We start from the raw sequence: 20,389 nt of genomic DNA on the forward strand, positions 1-20,389 counted from the left end.
TAATATTCTAATCCTTACATTTTTTTACTTTCACTTCTCTTTTAACGAACTTCAGCCAGAATTCTCCTTCCTCTAAGCGCAGCGTAGGTGGGAGATGAATGGCCCGCCCTAACAAAAGTACTTCTGAGTGGTAAAGCATCGTAAAATTTGTTTATAATAGAGTTATTAGAACGAACATTCGGAGGTGACGACATAATGAAATTGAACTACAGGTTTGAAATCTATCCTACAATAGAACAACAACATACACTAGAGAGATGGATTTCCATTTGTCGTCAGCAATATAACTCCGCTTTGCTAGATAAACAACGATATTATAAACAAAACAAAAAAGACTTAACACGGTATGAATTACAAAATCAGCAAAAACTTGATAAAAAGATATATCATTTCTTAAAAGAGGTTCCTTCGCAACCTTTTCAGGAAGTGTTTGCGCGCTTGGAAAAAGCCTATAAAAAGTTCTTTAAAAAGGATGCTGGCTATCCAAAAATGAAAAGTTTTAAAGAATATCGTTCTATTACTCTTACTCAATTTGGTATGTTCAAATATAAAAAGAAGGATGGTTCCTTGGGGACAAGCCGTCGTATGTGTTCTCTCACAAAAGGCGGTAAACTTCTTATCTCGAAATTAGGGGTCATTGATATCAAATGGCACCGTAAATTAGATGGCCGCGTTAAACAAGTTGTCATAAAACATCAAGGAAACCGTTGGTTTGCGACTTTTTGTGTTGAAAAACACGTAAACCAAGATTCTATTTGTGATGCAAATAAAACAACTGGTATTGATGTAGGTATCAAAAAATTTGCGGTTCTATCTAATGGAGAAGAAGTTCAGAATCCTACGTTTTTACGCAAAGAAGAGCGTAAATTAAAACGTGCGCAACGTAAACATTCAAAAATGAAAAAAGGTTCGAAGAACTGGTGCAAGCAAGTAGACAAATTACAACAAATTCATACGAAGATAGCGAATCAACGTAAGGATTTCTTGCACAAACTAAGCTTCCGATTAACCAACAGCTATGGTGTAATTTGTATAGAAGACCTAAAAATCAAAAATATGGTACGTAACCGTCACCTAGCAAAATCCATCCACGATGCAGGTTGGGGGATGTTCCGTACATTCCTCTCCTACAAGGCAAAACGAAATGGTGGATGTTTGGTAATGGTAAAACCGCACTACACGTCACAAAAATGTTCGAATTGCGGGGAAACAGTTAAGAAATCACTTTCTGTTCGTACGCACGTATGCAAACAATGTGGTACTGTACTGGATCGTGACCACAATGCAGCGATTAACATTGAAAAAGCCGGCTTAACGCAAATTGCGTATCAGCCAACATATTAAATGTACATAACATCTATATAACTGTAGGGCAAGGTCTTGTCCGAACAGTATAATCTACGCCTGTGGAGAGCGTGTAAGACCGAATCTCGTAAGAGATAGGCAATGCTTGTAGAATCAGGAAGCCCCCACTTCAAGCGGTGATAATCGGTAAGTGGTGGGTAGTTCACAGCTACTGTAACTATGTTTTTAAGGTGAAATTAGAGCGAGGTGAATAAAATGTCGAAAATATAAGAATCTTTTGTTTTTTTGTTGATTTATGCTATTTTTAATGTTAAACTCATAATAACAAAGAAAGAGTAAACGAAAACCCTTAGCGAATAAATTATCAGAATTTTCATTCTTTTTATCGGTTTACTCCATGTGATTTACACGTTTGTGTATTGCTTTTCCACTCTTTCTTTGTTTTTTATAACAGTTGGAACTTCTATTTTAAAAATTATTGTTGTTTAGGGGGGATAGCTAATAGTTTGGACATTTAATGAAGAGTTTTTATTACAATGGAGTGGATCCAGAAAGAGGTGAAAAATAAGAAATTTGGATGTTAGTTTTTTAATTTTAGAAAAGGAAGAATAAAAATATAGTGGACATACAATTACAATAAAGGAATGCAGTATAGATCAGTATACTTGCATTCCTTTGCTATGAAAATGTATGGTGTTTGTTTAAGAAGGATAAGATATTGTGAACTACTCGCCACTTAGCTAAGCTTGAAGTGGGAGCTTCTCAGTTCCACGACGAAAGTAACCTTTCGTCTCCCTGAGCGTTACTTCGGGGTGTTCCACCCCTAGATGTCCAACGCTTGGATGCTCTTTTGGTACGGTTGATATTTTACGCAGGAACCGAATGGCTTGGTTTTCGCACTCTATTTTCTTCCTGCAACCTCATATATCAAGTTATCAAAGAACTTCATATAGCTAGTTTATCAAACGTTTTTGGCTATGCCAAACCGAAATTCATCTCCCACCTACCGTTGGGCTATCGCCCTTCACACGCTTGAGGAAGGAGAATTCTTTCGGTAAATTCGATAAATTATGCTTTGTATCGGCATTGAAATCCAATTATCTATATATAACGTATAATAGTTTTTATGTTTATAAATAATATTACTAAAAATCTAATAGAAAAAGAGCTAATGGATGAAAGATAGGTTATTGTATAAGTACTTGTATAATTGCTATTTGGATTTTACAAATCGATTCAGTCTTGTATAATCAGTTACAGAGTGTGCTATAAGTATGCAAACTAGAGCCCCTAACATGTTAAGGGTGAAATGAAAGAATTGAATATTCTGACTTTATTTCTAGTTTTATAAAAAGGAACATCATATAGCTAATTATTTTCAAGTTAAGATCAATAATAACTAAATGTATATAAGGAGCCGAATTTAAATGGAAGACGTTCTACAATTGTTTAGAGACGCACTATCAATAACTGAACAACTGTATAAACAAGATGAGCAATTGTGGCATAAATGGGTTTCCTATTATGTTGATGTTGAAGCAGATAATAGTAAAATTGTGACTTCAGAATACCTTTCTCCATCATTTTCAATGCTTGTACAGTGGTTAGAGCAACAACAAAGAAAAGGTGTTTCTCCTCTAGATATATTTAAAAATATAGATGCTTACAGATTAATTATTCATGAGACCATAGGTGTCTTTATTGAACAAGAGTTTCGTAAAAATCAGACAGCTAGTACTATAGTGCATACAGCAACAAGTGAATCAGATGCGAACATATTGAATGAAAACTATGTAGAAGTAAATAACTCCGCGGTCTATTATAAGTTAAGAGATGGAATAGCTAAAAATCAATTTGAGGAAGATGAAAACACACGGTTAAAATCTTATCCTATTGAAACAAAGGATAGTAATGGAGTGGCACAGCTTTCCTCTCATAAAGATGAAGATCTAAAGTTAACGAACATTGAAGAGACAGCAAGATGGAATACATTAGTAGATGGTGTAATGAGTAATATGGATGATCTAACTGCAGATTGTTTAGATACCATCACGATTCAATGGTTGAATGAAGCAAAATCGCCTGATGAATTTATTGATTTTTCATATGAACAAGTTTTAGAAATGTGCAGTGTTTCAAAGGCTAAGGCAAATGGTGTCGAATATTATAGGGTAGAAGATAAAATTAAAGTTGCGAAGCGGATTGCGGCCCTAGCGAGTATTTTTATATATCTAAATGATGACAATGAAGTAGTCGTATTAAATGATCGCGCTGAAACAGGTAAGCATTATGAAGTAAAACGCGAGGTAATTAAAAGACTATTTGTATTAGATTCCGTAGTTCTATGGAGAGATAAAAACACAAACGAATACATGGGGATAGAATCGTGTCGAATCAAACCGGGAAGTTTCTTATCCGGATATCTATATGGATCTAATAGTACTACAGCATTATTATCAAAAAAGGCACTTGAATATAATAGTTATAGACACAAATATCATAAAAGATTAATTCGATATTTGACATGGCAATGGAGAATACGTCAAATGTTTTCTAGCTTACAAAGACCTTATTCTATAGGTGGAGATAAAGGTTTGTTAGCAGTTATGGGTATAAATCAAAAACAAAAACCTAACCGTATCCGCGAACAATTAGAAAATGTTCTTAGTGATTTAGAAAAAGAAGAAGTAATTTCTCATTGGGAATATCATAATGCTTTAGAAGAAGAAAAACTGACAAAGAAGAATTGGTTTAAAAATTATTATTCACAGTTAGGAATAGTAATATTGCCACCCAAAGAACTAATTAGTTCAATGGAAAACTTAGCGAAAAAGAAAACAATTGATACAATAGATGAGGAAAGTCATCCAGTAAAAATTGTAGAAAAACCATTAGATACGAATGAAAATGAACAACTTATCAGGGAGAAAATAGAGTTTATTCATATGAAGAAGAATATAACTATGCGAGAACTATCAATAGAGATAGGTATATCACAGCCTACTCTTTCTAGATTTTATAATAAAAAAACAAAGCGTCTCTCTAGTACGGCGAGAAGCAAATTAAACCAATGGTATAAAAGACAAATCATCATCGATAAAATGTAAGTTAAAGCTAAAAATTAGTATTAAAAAGAGTCCTATTTCTAGGACTCTTTTTTTTAGAGTATTTATATACTAATTGCCAAATAAACTTGCTGTATCAAGATCCTCATATTCATCATTCAAAGTTTTTGTTTCAGATTTAGAAACGTCTTCTTTTTTTACATCTTCATTATCGGATTGCTCTTCAGAAGTCTCAATTTCTTCATTAGGAGATTTTCTCTCATTATGGATGCTTGGGTCTTCATTTTTGATAATGAGATTTGAATCATTCAATAGGAACCGTTTAACCTCATTTAAAAAATCTTTATCTTGAAGTAAGATTTCTCTTTGCATTTGTTGTTGAATCTTATAATCACCAACATCTTGTAAGCCATGTTTATCAATAAAGTAACAGACAAGTTTATATAATGAATCTGCTATATTCCCTTGAGATTCAAACCATTTAAAGAATTCCTCGTTCTCAATTTTTTTGAGATTCCAAAAGAAAGATTCTCTTTTCTTGTCAGACATATTATCTCACCTTTTTTCGAGTAAGAATTTTCTTAATTACTTGCATCCCTCTAGCATTCATATCTACAGCATATTTTTCTGGAATCCATAATAAGTACATACCCACTCGCTCACAGTACTCTAATAATTGTTCATATAATTCATCTTTAAAAGTAACACTTCCCCCACCATATACACATAAAATTTCAGCTTCACTAGCTGTGTTACTTACATATTTTTCACTTGTATCTTCTAAGATAAGTTCAGCCTGTTCCACTTTTGTGATATTAAAGTACCCAGTTGCTTCTTCATGATATTTATGGTCTGGATCTTGAAGGATTTGTGAAAATTGTTGGCGTTTAATGTTTGTTCCACGCTCTTGGTTTAATAGCTTAACAGCTTCTTCTGTAGCGTGCCCAACTCCACGTCTTTCTCCACTACAAGCATCAATTACTGGATTTACGCCAACTGTGTATATATACTCAGTTGTTCCATCTCCAATGTCACTATGCAAGATTTTTTTGTTCTTAAAGAATGATTTTTTTACAGTCTCTACCTCAAGTTTGTCTTTATATAGTTTAATGAAATCACTAAACATATCTTCTTCGCCTTCAAGGATTGCATATAAAGGAGGAACACCTTCTTGAGTAATGTTTGCACTGTTAAATGCTAAGCTGACCGTTACTTGTTCTTCCCCTACATAAACAACTACAACATGATTTGAATTAGTAAAACGTTGCTCTAGGTGCTTAGCATTTACAGGTGTCCATTGGCTTGCTGGAATAGCTGAAATAAGATCAACAGTCACATTAATTGATTGTGGTAGTTGTTCAGTTCTTTCCCACTCAAGCTGAACTGATTTATTTGCAATTAGTCCTAGCATATTAATTAGAGGTAAATCATCATTATATTTTTGGCCTACTTTAATGTTCATGTTTTTTGGGTTCTTCCCTGTTAGCATCGCTCGATTACCAATAAAATACATCCCGGATCTTCTAATTGATTTACTAGCAATATTTACAAACATGTTGTCTACTAAATTGATTACATTTTTTTGTGTGTTTGTTTCAGTTACATTGGGCATTGAGTAAACGCTTTGATATACGTTTTTCATTTTTATGTATTCACCATTGATGTAACCTTTAAAAGAATCGTTTCCAATATCACCTTCAATGTCTATATGAAGATTCTTCCCTTTTAAATCTGTCATTATACATCACCTCTATAATTTTTATTTCTTATTTATATTTATTAACTATATTATAACTTAAAATCAGAATAAAATCAAGAGTCCAGAAGGGGTTGATATCAATAAAATATAAAATAAATATATTTTTGATATATTTTAAATATTAATGGGGTTAATGTTATTTCGTGTGTTAGGAATGGAATCCGATAAATATAAAATAAATATGTAATAGATATTTATTTTATATTTCGTTTCGGCGTATTGGATAGATTTTCTTTTTTTAAGTTAATAGTACGTTTGGTACTTCATTTGTATAGGTCCTGGAGAAGTTTTCTATATTCGTTGATAGGATTCCTTTAATATATTTTTAGAGATTAAGGTTAGACTTAAAAGTTTAAATTGTAATATTCTTAAGAGAATTTGATGTTTTAGAGGGTGTATCCGAATCCCCTAATAGCACAAACGTTATCGAAGTGTTATTTTAGTGTTTAACATTACGTGAACGCTATCCGTTTTTGTAGCGATTATCCTTTTAATATCAACGTTTATAAGTTTTTTTGAGGGGGATGCGAATGATACAAACGAGCTGTTCATTCTATAATTTTAATGAATAAACATGCTTTAAGGAACATCCCAAGAATCAATCTGTAAATTAATATATCTATAACGACATATCAATGAAACCTGGATAATATAGATCTGTGCTATAGCGACACATAAATTAGTTGCTGGTATTAAAATTGCATTATTATGTCTAAATCGTATCGTTATATAAGGCTAAGATATCTTTGCTTCGGTTGTATAATGTAATTTTGTTATGATATGTTTTTAAGTTTGAAGTGGGAGATTCCTACGATTAAGAGACGAATAGCTTCGTTTCTAAGATTTAGGTCCTGCGTTAACACCTTTATCGTGAGATGGGCTACAAGAAGAGCAATCCCACTCACGAAGTTTTAGATTTTTAACGTCCTTATTTTGGTAACCACAACTTGCTTCCCGTATCAGTTTGCCTTTTTAGTTGAGTGAGCTCTGCAGAGCAAGAATTATAAGTTAATCCTTTTCCTGTTTCATTGTAGGTGTCATTCCATAGAGCGAGTAAACTAATTTAGGGCGTTTTGCTTTCTTTGATCCATGTATATAATGCGAGTTCACAGTTTACATAATAAAGTTTGGTATTGCTCTCTAGGTCTAGAGTAATAATGAAAGCATCGATTAGAGTGAGTATTTTGTATATGATCCAGCTCAATTATTTAAGTTGAAATTCATTTTTTGCAAATAAAGTAGTTGGATTTGAAAGTTTAATACTTTCAAGAGGATTTGATGTTTTAGAGAATGTATCTGAATTCTCTACCGTATAAACGTTATCGAAGTGTTATTTTAGTGTTTAACATTACGTGAACGCTGTCCGTTTTTGTAGCGACTATCCTTTTAATATCAACGTTTATGAGTTTTTTGAGAGAAATGCGACTGATACTAAAATAGTTTATAAAGTTTGATAAAAGATGTACAAGCTGATGATCAAGAAGGCTTTGTTTGTTAAATTTAGGGGGACATTATTTTGACCTTGTAGTTTTATTTAAATGATACACATGAGTTTATCATTCTATATTTGTAATAAATAAGCATAATTTAAGGAACATCCCGAGAATTAATCTACAAATTAATATAGTTATGACGGCATATCAATGACGTCTGGATAAGATAGATCTGAGCTATAACTACATATATTAGTTGCTAATATTAAAGCTGGAGCATTATATATAATGTTAAAAGATTCATTGCAACATATACTGAACGCTATAATAACGATCAGTACTTAATCATAACCAAATTTAAATATAGTAAATTCTCTTCAACATATCTTAGCTCTTTGTAAAACTAGTGTTACAAAGAGCTATTTTAATAATAAAATATAGAAGATAATCTTTTAATTATTAAATAAATAATTTCATTACAACAAGATTGAGAACATATAGTATGAGCGCTTGTAAAGCGTTAATTTAACGCTTTACAAAACGTGAACGCTATGCGTTCATAAGCTATTAAATCCATTACCATAAGGTGTTAAGATATCCTTGCTTTGGTTGTATAATGTAAATTTATTAATAGCGTTCATAAAGCTCAATGATTTAGCGATAATGAAAGCTTTAATTAGTAACATTATTGTATGCCAATCGAATGCCGCACTCTATATGGAAGACACGACCTGTTAAAAATATTAAAGAAGACTTGCAAAAACATGGAGCTTCCGATGAAGCTTTATTAAAATTTTGGGGAATCATAGAACCTAGTCAATCTTCCCCAAAAATCGATAAAAGAATTTGCTGATTTCTGCAAAGTATGATGAATATGTTGATAGTAACGATACTGAAGATATTTGGAGTTTACAGGAAAGGTAAAAGAGATATGTATATAGCTGTGATCATGCTGGAATTTCCTTAAAACGAAATAAAATTGCAACCGATACTTCAAATTTCATACAAGATCGAATTAAAATTTGAGTTGAGGAACAACTATATAGAATTTAAGTATATACACACTGGGATTTAGCATGAACGCTAGGCGTTCATGGCGCGTTCGGATTTTTGATATCAAGGGATTAAGATGTTTTTGATTCGTTTAAATTTAGAAAAGTATATTGGATAAGGATGATAAAAGACAGGAATTCTTGAGGTTTTTTCAATTAATAATATTATAAATTAAATCGCTTTACCTTCTCTTCAATGTACAAAGGCGGTATGTATGAAGCTAAGTAAAAATGTATAGCTATATGAACGTTTGATGAGTGTTAGTTTGATGTATATTATAAAAAAATGTTTTAATTTCAAAGTTAAATGGCTATAAAAAAAAGATATAAGAGGAACTCCTTTTGAAAAATGTACACTCAGCATTGTGAAGATGAGTAAAAAAAAAGCGGTAATTTCCGCTTTTTTTTACTAATTCGGATATGTATTTGATAGAAAATGCATATCCGAATTAGTTTCGATTGAACAAACGTTGAATGAACGTTTTCTTAGTGTTATCTTGTTGTTCCTGTTGCTCTTGGCGATCTTCATTTAACAATTGAATTGTTTTATCCAGTTTTTCTTGTAGTAACTGAATTTGTAAATCTTTTTCTTCCTTTTCTGAGCGTTCCTGTAATAGTAAATTAATAATATCTTGGTTTTGTTGTACAATTTTTTCTTGTTGGTTAAACATATAGGAAAACTTATCTTGAATTATTGAAATATCCGTTTCTGAACGTTTCTGAAGTGTTACTTCAGTATCAGGTTCTTCTTGAACGCTATCCGTTTTTTCGGTGTTTTCTCCGACTATATCCATGCTTCGTGTAGCGGCCTCTTCTAATTTCCAGTTTTGATTTAGGTATTCCTTCATTTGTTTTAAAATATCTATATCATTTTCATAATAAATTCGTTGGTTACGTTCATTTCTTTCAAATATGTACTCCATTTTTTCTAGTTCAATTGACCATCTACGAAGTGTATTAGTATTAATATCTAGTTGCTTTGCTACTTCTTGTGCAAAATATCCATATTCCAAATTTCACACCTCCATTATTTGTGTGTTAGATATTCTTTCTTTATTAGGAGGATCATTCCTCTAAAAATAGAAATCTTTATAGGGCTACAAGGTAAGGTTTTTTATTACTTTCAAAAGGTATCCTGTGTAGATACTTGTGTATTAGATTTGTCTATGTATCTAGTATTGAGGTAATTAAATTATAAACGCTATCCGTTTTCATAACGTTCACCTTTGAAAATAAGTGAATATTTATTAGATAATACAATAATTAAAGAATTACTTGAAATTTTATTATTAGAAGTTTGTTTCCAATATAAGAATTTTACTAGATATATGTGCAAGAATCAAAGCTTTCATTAATAGAATTAGTATCTAGTTAATATTCTTTTAATTTAAAATACATGAAAAGTTAATAAGGAAATCTATTTGAACGCTATCCGTTTACGTAGCGTTTTACTAGTGAATAATAATTCTCGATTTAAAGGTACGTATTATTTAAATCTTGAATAATTATTTTGAGTTTCTTATATAAAACAATTATAAGTCCTTTATTGAGGGTCAAAAGGGATAATTCTAGATATTACTAGTAATATTCCTGGCTCCTAAAACGGCTTAATCTTCGCCAAAAATGGCTTATGGGGGTGTCTTAGAATTTTACAAAATCTGCAGGGCATTAGAGGTGTTTAGTCTTAGATCGAAATGATTTTACAAATCCCTATTTAGGAGTTCACATTTATTAGTATGGACGATCTTTTCAGAATGCATTCAATTGCTAATGATATTAGAAGTGGGGGAGGGGAGTATATTAATGTGCTTAATTTGAAACAAATAGAATTTCATCAGATTTTAGGGAAGCCAATAATAGGCATCTGCATAATTATTTATATGTTTTGCAAGTTTAATCGGATTCCCTAAAATTAGACAATACAGAGAGATTTTCAGAATGCTATATTAAATAAATCTTGTTTTAATAAGTATAACCAATAAAAACATTAGAATAAATTATGATGCCTTTAAACATACTCTGACAAGCTATTCGAGATTTTCTCTTAGTAAATTTCAAAATTAATTTGATAGTAAATGGCGAATTATCCAGAAATAAATTACCGTTAATCTTATATGTAAATTGCCTGGAACTTCATAAAAAGATTCTATAAAATGATTTGTACTTTGAAGTTTCTTGTGTCGAAAAATAAAAGTGTATGATCTTTTATAAGAGGATATGACAAATAGCCTTGCTATATTTGATATTTTTAAGCAAGGCTACATACTAGTATGATTTTTTAAATTTAATTATTTTCTTCTAAGAAATTATAGAAAACAAATTCTCCTTTTTTATTTATCCCATGTAGAGAGTTCTTTTCTATTGCGTTATGATTTCTTCGTTCCCAATTTTGTTTAGATCTTTGTCCAAACATTTTTATAAAATGTGCGGGATTGCTATTTTGAGCTTCATTGTATTGGAACCATTGCACACATTCTTCAAAATCCCATCTAGCATAGCGGTTGATATAAGGTGGCATCCTTAAAGCAATTGTGTATGCATCCTTTTCACTAAGGTGATTTAGTTCTTGACTTAAAATGTAGTAATAAGCCTTTCTCTGATCCTCACTTAGATAGTCGTCTAAATCTTGTAATCTGTTATTCTTTTCTTTTAATTCACAATACGTATTTGATTTTGCTTGTTTGTTTGCGCTGAAAATATCTACAGAATTAGACGAGACTTGTATATCATTCTTTATATCTTCGTGATTGGCTACAACAGTCTTCTTAAAGAGCTTTTTACTTAGAAATTCAGTGAAAGTAGAGCATACATCAATTGCTACAGCCCATTTTATCTTGAAGTATTCAATAATTTTTAAATAGTTGTTATGTATGGTTAAAATGTAAATGGAAGGGGCAATCTTACCGTGTCTTCGCACTCTAATTTGTTGGCATACTCCCAGATCTTGCAGCCATGTTAACACGTAGTTAATGACAGGTTTTGAAATACCTGATTTTTTGCTGATATGATCTTGCCTTACTTGGGAATATCCTTCTTGTACTAGGTACGATAAAACTGTTTCTAAAGCTTCATATTTTCTTTTGGTAAGGTAATCTTTTGTGGTAACACCTTCGCATTCTAGGACAATACTATCAATATAAGTAGTAACTTTCTTAATTGATTGATTAATAGCCCCAGTTTTCTTTGATAAGTGATTGATGTGGGGACTTAGTTCCGCTTTTGCTCGACTAAGTAAAAAGTTGTGTAACAACACAGAAAAAACCTCCTAATTTTCCCACCACAAATAAACAGGAAAACAGGGGTTTTATATTCACATCGTATGCACTTTATGGTATAATTTTAATATCAAGTATGATATTAAAGAAAAAACACATGTATTTATAATGTGAATTTAAAACCCTATCCAGAGGAGTTTTTAATTAGTTCGAAGTTTGCCGACCTAGACTAATTAAAAACCGTGCGGTGGGGTTTTATTTTTTTTTATAAATTTAATGTTACTAGCATTAATTAAACCGTTTTTAATATGGGTAATTTATAAACTATTTTACACATAGTTTTTTGAAATATCAACTAAGAATAGGTTAAAAGTTGGATAAGAAAGCGTATTTATTAACTGAAAATTCTGATATCTATATAGAAATATTGAAAAATGTATATTGGAACGAAAGTTTCACTGATTTCTGTTAAGATGTATTTACAGAATATTCTATACGTATAGACCTTTTTATACGTTAGCATTTCAAGAGGATGTGAGAGTATATCATGATTCTAGAAAGAATCCATAAAGACTTAAATGATAAAGGTATTACTAATAGACAGCTTGCAGCAATATTTGATACCAGCCATTCTAAAATAAATGATTCATTTACTAGAAAAAGAGAGTTTGATTTTTATATTTTTACTGAAATATTGAATATGTTATACCCACATGATTATAATTTTAGGAAGATGGAAGTACTGAAATATTGTGAGGAAGCAAAGCGCAAAGTGAATTTGAGAGTTGCTTTTGAATATTTAGACATGTGTGGAGAATTAGATGTATTACAGTATTTAATTGATAAGGAAAAAGGGTCTAACAATATACTAAATCGTAAATTTGCAAATGCTTATGAATTACTTTATTTAAGAAATGCTGGAAACATGAATACGCAAACTTTTTTTAAAATAGTAAAAAGGAAAATGGAACAAAGAAAGAGTACAGATGATATCAGCAAAATCCCAATGGATTTTTCACTAATCTATGCTTTTTTTGATTATCGAAATTATAATTTGGTAAGTGAATATACAAATGATTTATTATCACAAATTAGAAAATTAAAAAATCCATTTTTACGTTCTTCTTACGAATTACGCACTATGGAATTGCTTGCTACAAGTTTTCATAGGAATAACGAGTTAGAAAAGGCAAGAGAATTATGTACTGAAATGATTGCTAAACAGGGGAGAGTAGCTTTAATACCCAAAGCAACAGCATATTGTATCATGGGTGAGACATATATACTAAGCGATTATGAATTATCCAAGTACTACTTGGATAAAGGGCTGCAACTTATGATATCCCCAAATAACAAAAAGATGCTTAAGAAAAAACAAATGATACAAACTACACTAGATTTTCTTAACATACATTTTGAAAAGAATTTAGATGATATTGAACCAAAAAACCCGGCAGAACTTGCATATTTGTATGTCAAAAGAGAGCTGAATCAACAAGCAGATAAACTTATTGAAGAAATTAAAAGAAAAAATAATTTCCTGACACCGCTACAAGTGTTCATCCAGGCTCTTGCAAGAGAAGATATGAATTTAATGAGAGAAGCATTATTGGCATTTGAGAGAAATAACGACTTGTTCTATGCAGAACTTCCTAAAAATGTACTAAAATTGAAGTAGGAGTGGTACAAGTGAAAAATTGGACAAGGAAAACATATTTACAAATTACAATAACGGCATTAACAATGCTCCCCATGCAAGGGAGTATTGCTAAAGTTATTCAATATATGATGGTAGATCCTGGTGGCGGCGCCGGATGATAGGCTTTTTAAAAAATGACACTACAAAAAATTGTAGTGTCATTTGTCATTTAAGGAGTGGAACATTTGTTGGTAATTTGTAATGTTTCGTTCCACTAATGCGTAAAAATAGGGATTCATAAAATAAAATCCATCTTAAAGGAGAGTGCTTATTTGATGAAAAAGAAAAATATATGTAAACAAGTTGATTATGATTTCTTGGTATCAGTGTTGTCACAAACAAGCGATTACGTTGAACTACATAGTAAATTAAAAACGTATATACGACAAAATAAAAACTCAAAATCTAGTCTAACAAAAAGAGCAAATTAAACGGTGGGGGATTTATTTCTTTGTTTTTTTTACTTTGTACCCGAGAAATTCTATGTATCCTAATAATCCTTTTTCTATTTCTTGACGCTCATCTTCGGAGACTGAATTAAGGTCTTCATATAATTCTTTTGCTAATCTACTTATTTCATTTTTATTAGAATCATCGTCATTTCCAACTAAATAGTCAACTGATACACCAAAAAAGCGTGAGATTTTTACTAGCATTTCATAATTTGGCTCAGCTCCTGAATTTTCCCAATTGGAAATTGTTGTTTGTGCAATCCCCAATGTTTTTCCAAGGGCGGTAGCGCTCATATTTTTTTTGTTTCTTAATTCTCTTAATCTTTGTCCAAACATGATTTCCAACTCCTTTTAACTGTTTATGTGTTATTATTTAAAAAAACTAACATTATCGATGTTGACTTTAGTCTTAAAGACGAATAAACTGTAAATAAGGGGGTGAGATATTTGACAGTTCTAAGAGAAATTCGTGAGTTAAAGGGTTATACAATTAAAGAAGTTTCAAAGGGTTCAGAAATTCCTACAAGTACTTTATACGATGTAGAATCAGGGAGAAAAGGTTTGATTTTTAGCAGAGCAAAAAGTATTGCAGATTTTTTTGAAGAACCAATTGAGAATCTTTTTTTTGCAACTTACTATCGGGCAAAGGTGGAATAAACTACTTTCCCAAAAAATATTTATACATTTATATTGTAAATGAACCGCGTAGAAAAGGTACAATTTTATTGTTATTTTTTGAGCTTTTAAAACAGAAATTTCTGATTACTATTGTTTCAAGCTCATATGAAAAATATTTGTATCAGATGAATATCAAATTAACAGAAACCCATACTTTTGAAATTAAAGAAGCTGTTCAAATTTTAACCACATAAACTAGAAATACCACAACCACAGTTACTAGAACAACCAAAAGTAACCGAACAACCCGTAACCCCACAAATAAAGCAACCACAACTAGAACAAACACCAAATAAAAGTAGAAGGTAACCTTCCAACAACAGGCGATAAGGCCGAAAATCCATACATAAAATGGATTGATTTTATATGTGTTGCACATGGCTTAATTGGAGCCGTATTTGCAGCAAGAAACCGAGAGAAAGTTTAATTGTGAAAGGATTAATTGTAAATTGAGACAAGAGAATATGAAGAAATACGAAACTTATTTCAGTGGAATAGATGATAATCCGCTTAGTTTTTCTATTGGATTTCGGAATGCATGTATATTCGTACTTCCCATTTGGTTAGTTGTTTTTTGGATAGGGAGCAAAATATAAGACACCGCGAGACATGAAGTGCCAGAAGTATACGTCTGTAAAGCGAAAAAATTAGGGAAACTTGGGGAAGACGTTGTGCGGCGCAAGAGTACCTAAATGCTAGAAGAATTAATGCAAGTAGATTCAATCGCTCAAACCGTAATTAAACCAATAAATCAAAATGATTAATGAAGAGAATCTGCTACAAAATTATTGGTAGGAAGTATTAAATTCGTTTAAAAATAAGCATTCAGCTTATCTTATATTTCATGAGTTAGGTCATTATTCAAAAGAAACAAGGGATGCGATAACTATCAGATTGTTATACATTTTGGAAAAACATCAACGTGAAAAGAGAGGGGAACAAAAAGCGTATTTTTGGTTTCAATACTAGTCATAAGCGGAAAATGAAATAGGAAGGAGTGCAACGCATGTTAGGCGTAGCTAAGAAGTATACAAAGGTGATTAGAGCGTTGAAAGAACTGAATGAAGGGGAAAAGGTTGCAGGTGTGATAAAAGCTCGTTTCGGGGTGTATAAATCGGTCATAGAAGGTGTGAAAGAAACAACCGATGATTTTATTTTCATTTTTGATCCGAAAGGCATCTTTTTTGAAGATACACATCATGAGAAACAAAAACAAGGATATCACATCATCAAACATGATTTACTAACTGGTTATGAAACGCTTGAAATGGATGTAAAACAAAAATCAGTTGTGTATATCAGTATAGAAACGGAAATAAGTACGTATCAAGAGAGAGGAGAAGCATTATCTAAATTTCTTCAGTATCTAACAGAATGCAAGAATATAAGACCAATTCACCTGGTATTTCATCAATATGATTTGTACCCGATCCCTCATATGGAGCAGTTTTTACAAGACAGCGCAACATACCACATTCATCATTCAATCGTAGTTGAATCTCAATCCGCATTACAGCACATATACGGAAAAGAGGCAGCACAACGCATTATCACTTCGTACAACACAACAATCCTAGCATGATATCAAGCACTCGTTCACTATTTTATCCTATCTAGATGGCTAGAAAACTATACAAGGGAGAAGTGTTTTTCTCCCTTCTTTATCAAAAATAGGAGGCGTTCATATGGGAAAAGAACAAAGGCTCACATTCTATGATATTGCCGCATCACAAGCTCATAGTGTCAAAACTTTTGATGGAAAAACATACGAACTGAAAGGCACCATCGCAATTGAAAATAACACAGGAAGCATTGAAAATGTAGCTCAAATTTATTATCAAGTGCGTTCTGTCAGAGACGAACATCAAAACTTGATCGCAAAAAGGAAACATAAACAAGCGGAACTAGTAGCCGTAAAACAAAAGTGTAAATAAAAAAAGCGATTTTGAAGTGTGCTGAGAACATAGCACAAAGTAATTTGCTCTTTGACAATTTAGATATATATTGCGTATATCTTCCTTTCAGTAATGATGTAGAAGGATGATATACGGCTTTCAATATATATGCGTGCCTCCCTTGAAACGGTCACTAGAGGGGTTAGGTATACGATTATCGTTAGAAGAGTGCGTACGTAAAACTCATATCTGTGACCATTGGAAATGCATTGTATCAAAAATCTGTTTGCGCTAGTGATCGTGAGGAATATCCCATTTTGACATTCTAAAGAAGCGATAAACCATACAAACAGTAGATACATAAGGTTCTACGTTCATGCCAAAATACGTAGTGCGGTATTGGGCATATAGAAGCTAGGTCGGGGTTAGTTTCTATACGCATACCAATACAGGGTTCGTCATTCCAGCCATAAATGATATTTCCATTTTCTATCCCACTTTCCTTTAAATGTTATAAAATAAAGACAGATGTTGAAGTTTAAACGTGTCTCATCACACTTCAAAATCGCTTATGAAAATATGACATAGGGAGGAACATGTATGAGTCGTAAAGGGTGGATCATTTCCGCTGTAGTTGGACTGTTAATTGCAATTGGTATTGGTTCAACATTTGTCTTTAGTTCGGGAAAAGGGGAAGTAATGGAACTTAGTCCGTTAGAAATGAAGAAGTTCATGAGTGAGGATGGAACAGGTTTTGTTATGCTAACGTCTAACATGAGGCATAGTGAAGATTGGATCTTCCTTGTAAAAAAAATAGCTGAAAAAGAAAAGATTGAAGTAAAAGGTTTAGATGAAAATCGTGACGATATTCCAAGTACAAGTAACCCTCATGATTGGGGATTATCACAAAGAAGGGATACTCTTGCATATTATGAAAAAGGTAAGGTGAAAAAAGAGATTAAATTTACAATTGATAAACTTTCAGAACTTGAAAAAGAAGTTACCTATTTTGTTCAAAATTGCAAAGAACAATATCAGAAGTAATCACATAATCATTGAAAGGTGGTGATATAGTGGCGATTACACAGAGAGAATTAAAAAAAGAAAAAGATATGGTAGCAAACCTATTAAGAGCCAATGGTCAGGATTATAACCATTGGCTTCATTTACATCATCAGAAATACATTGAAGAAAATCAAGATTTAGTAATGAAAGCTCTACAAGCCTATAAGGCAACATCAACAGAAGTAAAAGAAGACAGCAAGTCAAATGAGCCAAGTCAGCTTAGTAACGTATAAGCATCTAAAAATGAAAAGGGAGTGAATGTATATGTCAATGTTGGAAACAGTAGCTCAAATGTTAGTGTTAGGTGATGCGATGGACGGTCTAATTAATACGGGTACTTCATTTATTACATGGATGCAAAGAGGAGCAATAGTTAGTACAGCAATTGTTTTCTGTTTTGGCGCTTATCTATTAATATGGGGCGGCGAACGAGGAAGACATAAATGTGTTTGGTGGTTTATTGGTGGGGCAGTCGGACTTGTTATCGTAATGGGATGCCAATACTTAGCAGAAAGCGTAAATAGCAATGTGAAATTTGGTCAAATCTTATTCCCGTTTTTCTGGATGAAATAGTGAAAAAATATAATTAAGGCAATGAGGGAGCTATGCAAAGGGTATGGCTTTTTTTGTTGCCTTTTTTCATGGAATTTAAAGTAAATGTGAGAAAGGAGAAGCCATGTTTGTCATTTTTAAGAGTAATAATGGAACAGAAATTGAGTCAGGTAAGCAATATTCGTTTCATGAGGCTTATACCTTAACCAAACGTTTAGAACGTGTGTATAGAGAAATTGGGCGACAAGAGCATATTGATTTTGATTTGTTAGATGGTCATGCTAATGAAATTTATAACGGTACGTTATCAATTGGTTCGAGATATGCAGATCATATTTTTGATCACATTTCTAAAAAAATGAATGTGATGCAATTAGATCCGGAACAAGAGGAACAAAAGAAGGAACTGTTAGAAACGTTAGAAAGGGAAATCAATGATTCTCCTTTTCATGAAGAATATGAATATCAAGAAGAATTACCAGTAAGAAAGGAAGAATCCTCTTATAGTTCAACGGATGAAATAGAGCCACAAGTAAAGCCTGAAAAGGAAAATAGAAAAGGGTTCAAGATTATTGCGAGTGTCATAGGAAGCGTGGTGTTAATTGGAGCTGGTGCCATATTTGCCTTTAAGCTATTCTCTTCCGAACCAGTTTCGAGTGCAAATGCTGGTTCTGAACAATATGTAGTAAAAGGATTACAACAGGCAGCCATTCAACAATATGGAGAAGCCGTTAAATACTTCGATAAGGTCAATTACACAGAATTAGATAAAGATAGTCAGAAGGCAGTTTTATTTACTTATTTATTAAACGGAAAGGCAAATAAGGTATTACAATATGAGCCGAAATTTGCAGAAAGTGTGGTTGCTTATTTTATTGGGATAGACAACATGAATAAAATCAATGAAATTGATGTCAAAAATGATGTAATCGACTTTGAAAAGGCAGCGCTTAATAAGAAATATGAGGAGGTAATCAAACTTAAGGGGAAAGTCAATATGGATGGTAGACGTGAAAAGCTCATTGTTGAAGCTTTTGTACATCTAAAAAAATATGAAGATTGTTATTCTTTTGCCAAAACACAAGGAAATAAAAACGTAATGAAAGAGGTCAAAGAATTAGAGAAACGAGATATTCAGCAATCTACGATAAGTGAAGAGGAAAAGAAAGCTAAGATTGAAAAGATTGATAAAGATCTACAGAACATCTAAGGGGGAGAGAATAACATGCCTGTAAATTATGAGAATCTGTACAAAAAAATGGGAATTGTTTTTCTTGGTGGTTCATTGATATTGAGTACGACAGGGTGCAGTTGGTTTGGAAGTAAGGAATCATCAAAAAGTAAATCAGCTATTACAAAAAAGGTAGATAAGAATAAGCCGGAGGAAAAGAAAGAAAATCTGAACAAACAAGATTTCGAAGCAATTACAGAGAATGCAATTCAAAGTAAGGATAATGAAGTTGCTTATGTACTCGAAGAGTTGGATAAATCAAAAATTAATTTTAAAGAAAAATCTATTGTAAGTAATCTTCAAAATGGGGATGACACCACTTCTCGTGTTCTAGCACTCTTTGATAAAGAAACGACAGATAAATCAATTCAAGATACAGCAAAAGATAATGTGATTGCAGCTATTACAGATAATAAGCCACAAGTCACCGTGAATGGAGATCATTTTGCATTCGGCGATCAGAATATTGATTCTTCAGTAGCGAGTATAGGAGATATTCTTCCACCAGAGAAGAAACCAGATGCAATTGTGAACCCACCAATTATAACGGAGGGTGAGAATGGTAATACGGAAAATACAGGGATAGAAAAACCAAAACCACCAATAGAGCCGGAAAAACCAACAAATCCAGAGAAACCGACAGAACCGGAAAAACCAACAGAACCGGAAAAACCAACAGATCCAGAAAAGCCAACAGATCCAGGTAAACCAACAGAACCAGAGAAGCCAACAGAACCAGAGAAGCCAACAGAACCAGAGAAGCCAACAGAACCAGAGAAGCCAACAGAACCAGAGAAGCCAACAGAACCAGAGAAGCCGACAGAACCAGAGAAACCAACAGAACCAGAGAAACCAACAGATCCGGGTAAGCCAACAGAACCAGAGAAGCCGACAGAACCAGAGAAACCAACAGAACCAGAGAAACCAAAAGAACCAGAGAAACCAACAGAACCAGAGAAACCAACAGAACCAGAGAAACCAACAGAAC

17 protein-coding genes and 2 pseudogenes are annotated in these 20,389 nt (G+C 32.5%); 14 read left to right on the forward strand and 5 right to left on the reverse strand.

What is annotated here, in order from left to right; all coding sequences use genetic code 11:
- Positions 1-195 precede the first annotated feature (195 nt).
- Both SB773_RS24680 and SB773_RS24685 read left to right on the forward strand, forming a co-directional pair.
- Positions 196-1,344, forward strand: a complete 1,149-nt coding sequence (locus SB773_RS24680; protein WP_002130461.1) for an RNA-guided endonuclease InsQ/TnpB family protein — start codon at positions 196-198, stop codon at positions 1,342-1,344.
- A 1,388-nt stretch (positions 1,345-2,732) separates the two neighbouring features.
- Positions 2,733-4,412: a helix-turn-helix domain-containing protein gene (locus SB773_RS24685; protein ID WP_410592723.1), complete on the forward strand. Its 1,680-nt coding sequence runs from the start codon at positions 2,733-2,735 to the stop codon at positions 4,410-4,412.
- A 69-nt stretch (positions 4,413-4,481) separates the two neighbouring features.
- On the opposite strand, the gene SB773_RS24690 is transcribed toward SB773_RS24685, so the two are convergent.
- From SB773_RS24690 to SB773_RS24705, 4 genes are all read right to left on the reverse strand, one after another.
- On the reverse strand, positions 4,482-4,919 hold the full coding sequence (locus SB773_RS24690; protein WP_001280890.1) for a hypothetical protein: 438 nt from the start codon (positions 4,917-4,919) through the stop codon (positions 4,482-4,484).
- A gap of 1 nt (position 4,920) precedes the next feature.
- Positions 4,921-6,108 carry a ParM/StbA family protein gene (locus SB773_RS24695; RefSeq protein ID WP_002130458.1) on the reverse strand — a complete coding sequence of 396 codons (1,188 nt, stop codon included), beginning with the start codon at positions 6,106-6,108 and terminating at the stop codon, positions 4,921-4,923.
- Positions 6,109-9,063: 2,955 nt separating this feature from the next.
- Positions 9,064-9,627, reverse strand: a complete 564-nt coding sequence (locus tag SB773_RS24700; protein WP_116349265.1) for a MerR family transcriptional regulator — start codon at positions 9,625-9,627, stop codon at positions 9,064-9,066.
- A gap of 1,271 nt (positions 9,628-10,898) precedes the next feature.
- Positions 10,899-11,867 carry a Replicase RepFR55 gene (locus SB773_RS24705; RefSeq protein ID WP_410592727.1) on the reverse strand — a complete coding sequence of 323 codons (969 nt, stop codon included), beginning with the start codon at positions 11,865-11,867 and terminating at the stop codon, positions 10,899-10,901.
- 509 nt (positions 11,868-12,376) lie between these two features.
- Here SB773_RS24705 and SB773_RS24710 point away from each other — a divergent pair.
- Both SB773_RS24710 and SB773_RS24715 read left to right on the forward strand, forming a co-directional pair.
- The gene (locus tag SB773_RS24710; protein WP_410592729.1) at positions 12,377-13,507 is read left to right on the forward strand and encodes an AimR family lysis-lysogeny pheromone receptor; all 1,131 of its coding nucleotides are present in this window, start codon (positions 12,377-12,379) and stop codon (positions 13,505-13,507) included.
- Between the two features lie 11 nt (positions 13,508-13,518).
- Positions 13,519-13,647, forward strand: coding sequence for a hypothetical protein (locus SB773_RS24715; RefSeq protein ID WP_255302407.1), 129 nt, complete (start codon positions 13,519-13,521; stop codon positions 13,645-13,647).
- Positions 13,648-13,971: 324 nt separating this feature from the next.
- On the opposite strand, the gene SB773_RS24720 is transcribed toward SB773_RS24715, so the two are convergent.
- Positions 13,972-14,316, reverse strand: a complete 345-nt coding sequence (locus SB773_RS24720; RefSeq protein WP_098986526.1) for a helix-turn-helix domain-containing protein — start codon at positions 14,314-14,316, stop codon at positions 13,972-13,974.
- A 111-nt stretch (positions 14,317-14,427) separates the two neighbouring features.
- Here SB773_RS24720 and SB773_RS24725 point away from each other — a divergent pair, with 111 nt between their 5' ends.
- The 10 genes and pseudogenes from SB773_RS24725 to SB773_RS24770 all read left to right on the forward strand — a co-directional run.
- Complete coding sequence (locus tag SB773_RS24725) at positions 14,428-14,637, forward strand: helix-turn-helix transcriptional regulator (protein ID WP_074594166.1); 210 nt, start codon at positions 14,428-14,430, stop codon at positions 14,635-14,637.
- Positions 14,638-14,844: 207 nt separating this feature from the next.
- Positions 14,845-15,085: pseudogene (locus SB773_RS24730) on the forward strand (adhesin); the annotation flags it as partial.
- Positions 15,086-15,272: 187 nt separating this feature from the next.
- A pseudogene (locus tag SB773_RS24735) lies at positions 15,273-15,627 on the forward strand (TRAG family protein).
- A 37-nt stretch (positions 15,628-15,664) separates the two neighbouring features.
- The gene (locus SB773_RS24740) at positions 15,665-16,240 is read left to right on the forward strand and encodes a TraM recognition domain-containing protein (RefSeq protein WP_410592732.1); all 576 of its coding nucleotides are present in this window, start codon (positions 15,665-15,667) and stop codon (positions 16,238-16,240) included.
- Between the two features lie 103 nt (positions 16,241-16,343).
- Positions 16,344-16,592: a hypothetical protein gene (locus SB773_RS24745; RefSeq protein WP_002090828.1), complete on the forward strand. Its 249-nt coding sequence runs from the start codon at positions 16,344-16,346 to the stop codon at positions 16,590-16,592.
- A 561-nt stretch (positions 16,593-17,153) separates the two neighbouring features.
- Positions 17,154-17,597 carry a hypothetical protein gene (locus SB773_RS24750; RefSeq protein WP_017674623.1) on the forward strand — a complete coding sequence of 148 codons (444 nt, stop codon included), beginning with the start codon at positions 17,154-17,156 and terminating at the stop codon, positions 17,595-17,597.
- Between the two features lie 29 nt (positions 17,598-17,626).
- Positions 17,627-17,851: a hypothetical protein gene (locus SB773_RS24755; RefSeq protein ID WP_088083294.1), complete on the forward strand. Its 225-nt coding sequence runs from the start codon at positions 17,627-17,629 to the stop codon at positions 17,849-17,851.
- Between the two features lie 31 nt (positions 17,852-17,882).
- The gene (locus SB773_RS24760; RefSeq protein ID WP_002130440.1) at positions 17,883-18,191 is read left to right on the forward strand and encodes a hypothetical protein; all 309 of its coding nucleotides are present in this window, start codon (positions 17,883-17,885) and stop codon (positions 18,189-18,191) included.
- 103 nt (positions 18,192-18,294) lie between these two features.
- Positions 18,295-19,380, forward strand: coding sequence for a hypothetical protein (locus tag SB773_RS24765; protein ID WP_410592736.1), 1,086 nt, complete (start codon positions 18,295-18,297; stop codon positions 19,378-19,380).
- A gap of 15 nt (positions 19,381-19,395) precedes the next feature.
- Positions 19,396-20,389, forward strand: a 994-nt coding sequence (locus SB773_RS24770; RefSeq protein WP_410592738.1) for a hypothetical protein, incomplete at its 3' end; no start/stop codon positions are given.

This window comes from Bacillus sp. SIMBA_074 (genome assembly GCF_046534555.1).
Classification (GTDB): Bacteria; Bacillota; Bacilli; order Bacillales; family Bacillaceae_G; genus Bacillus_A; species Bacillus_A mycoides.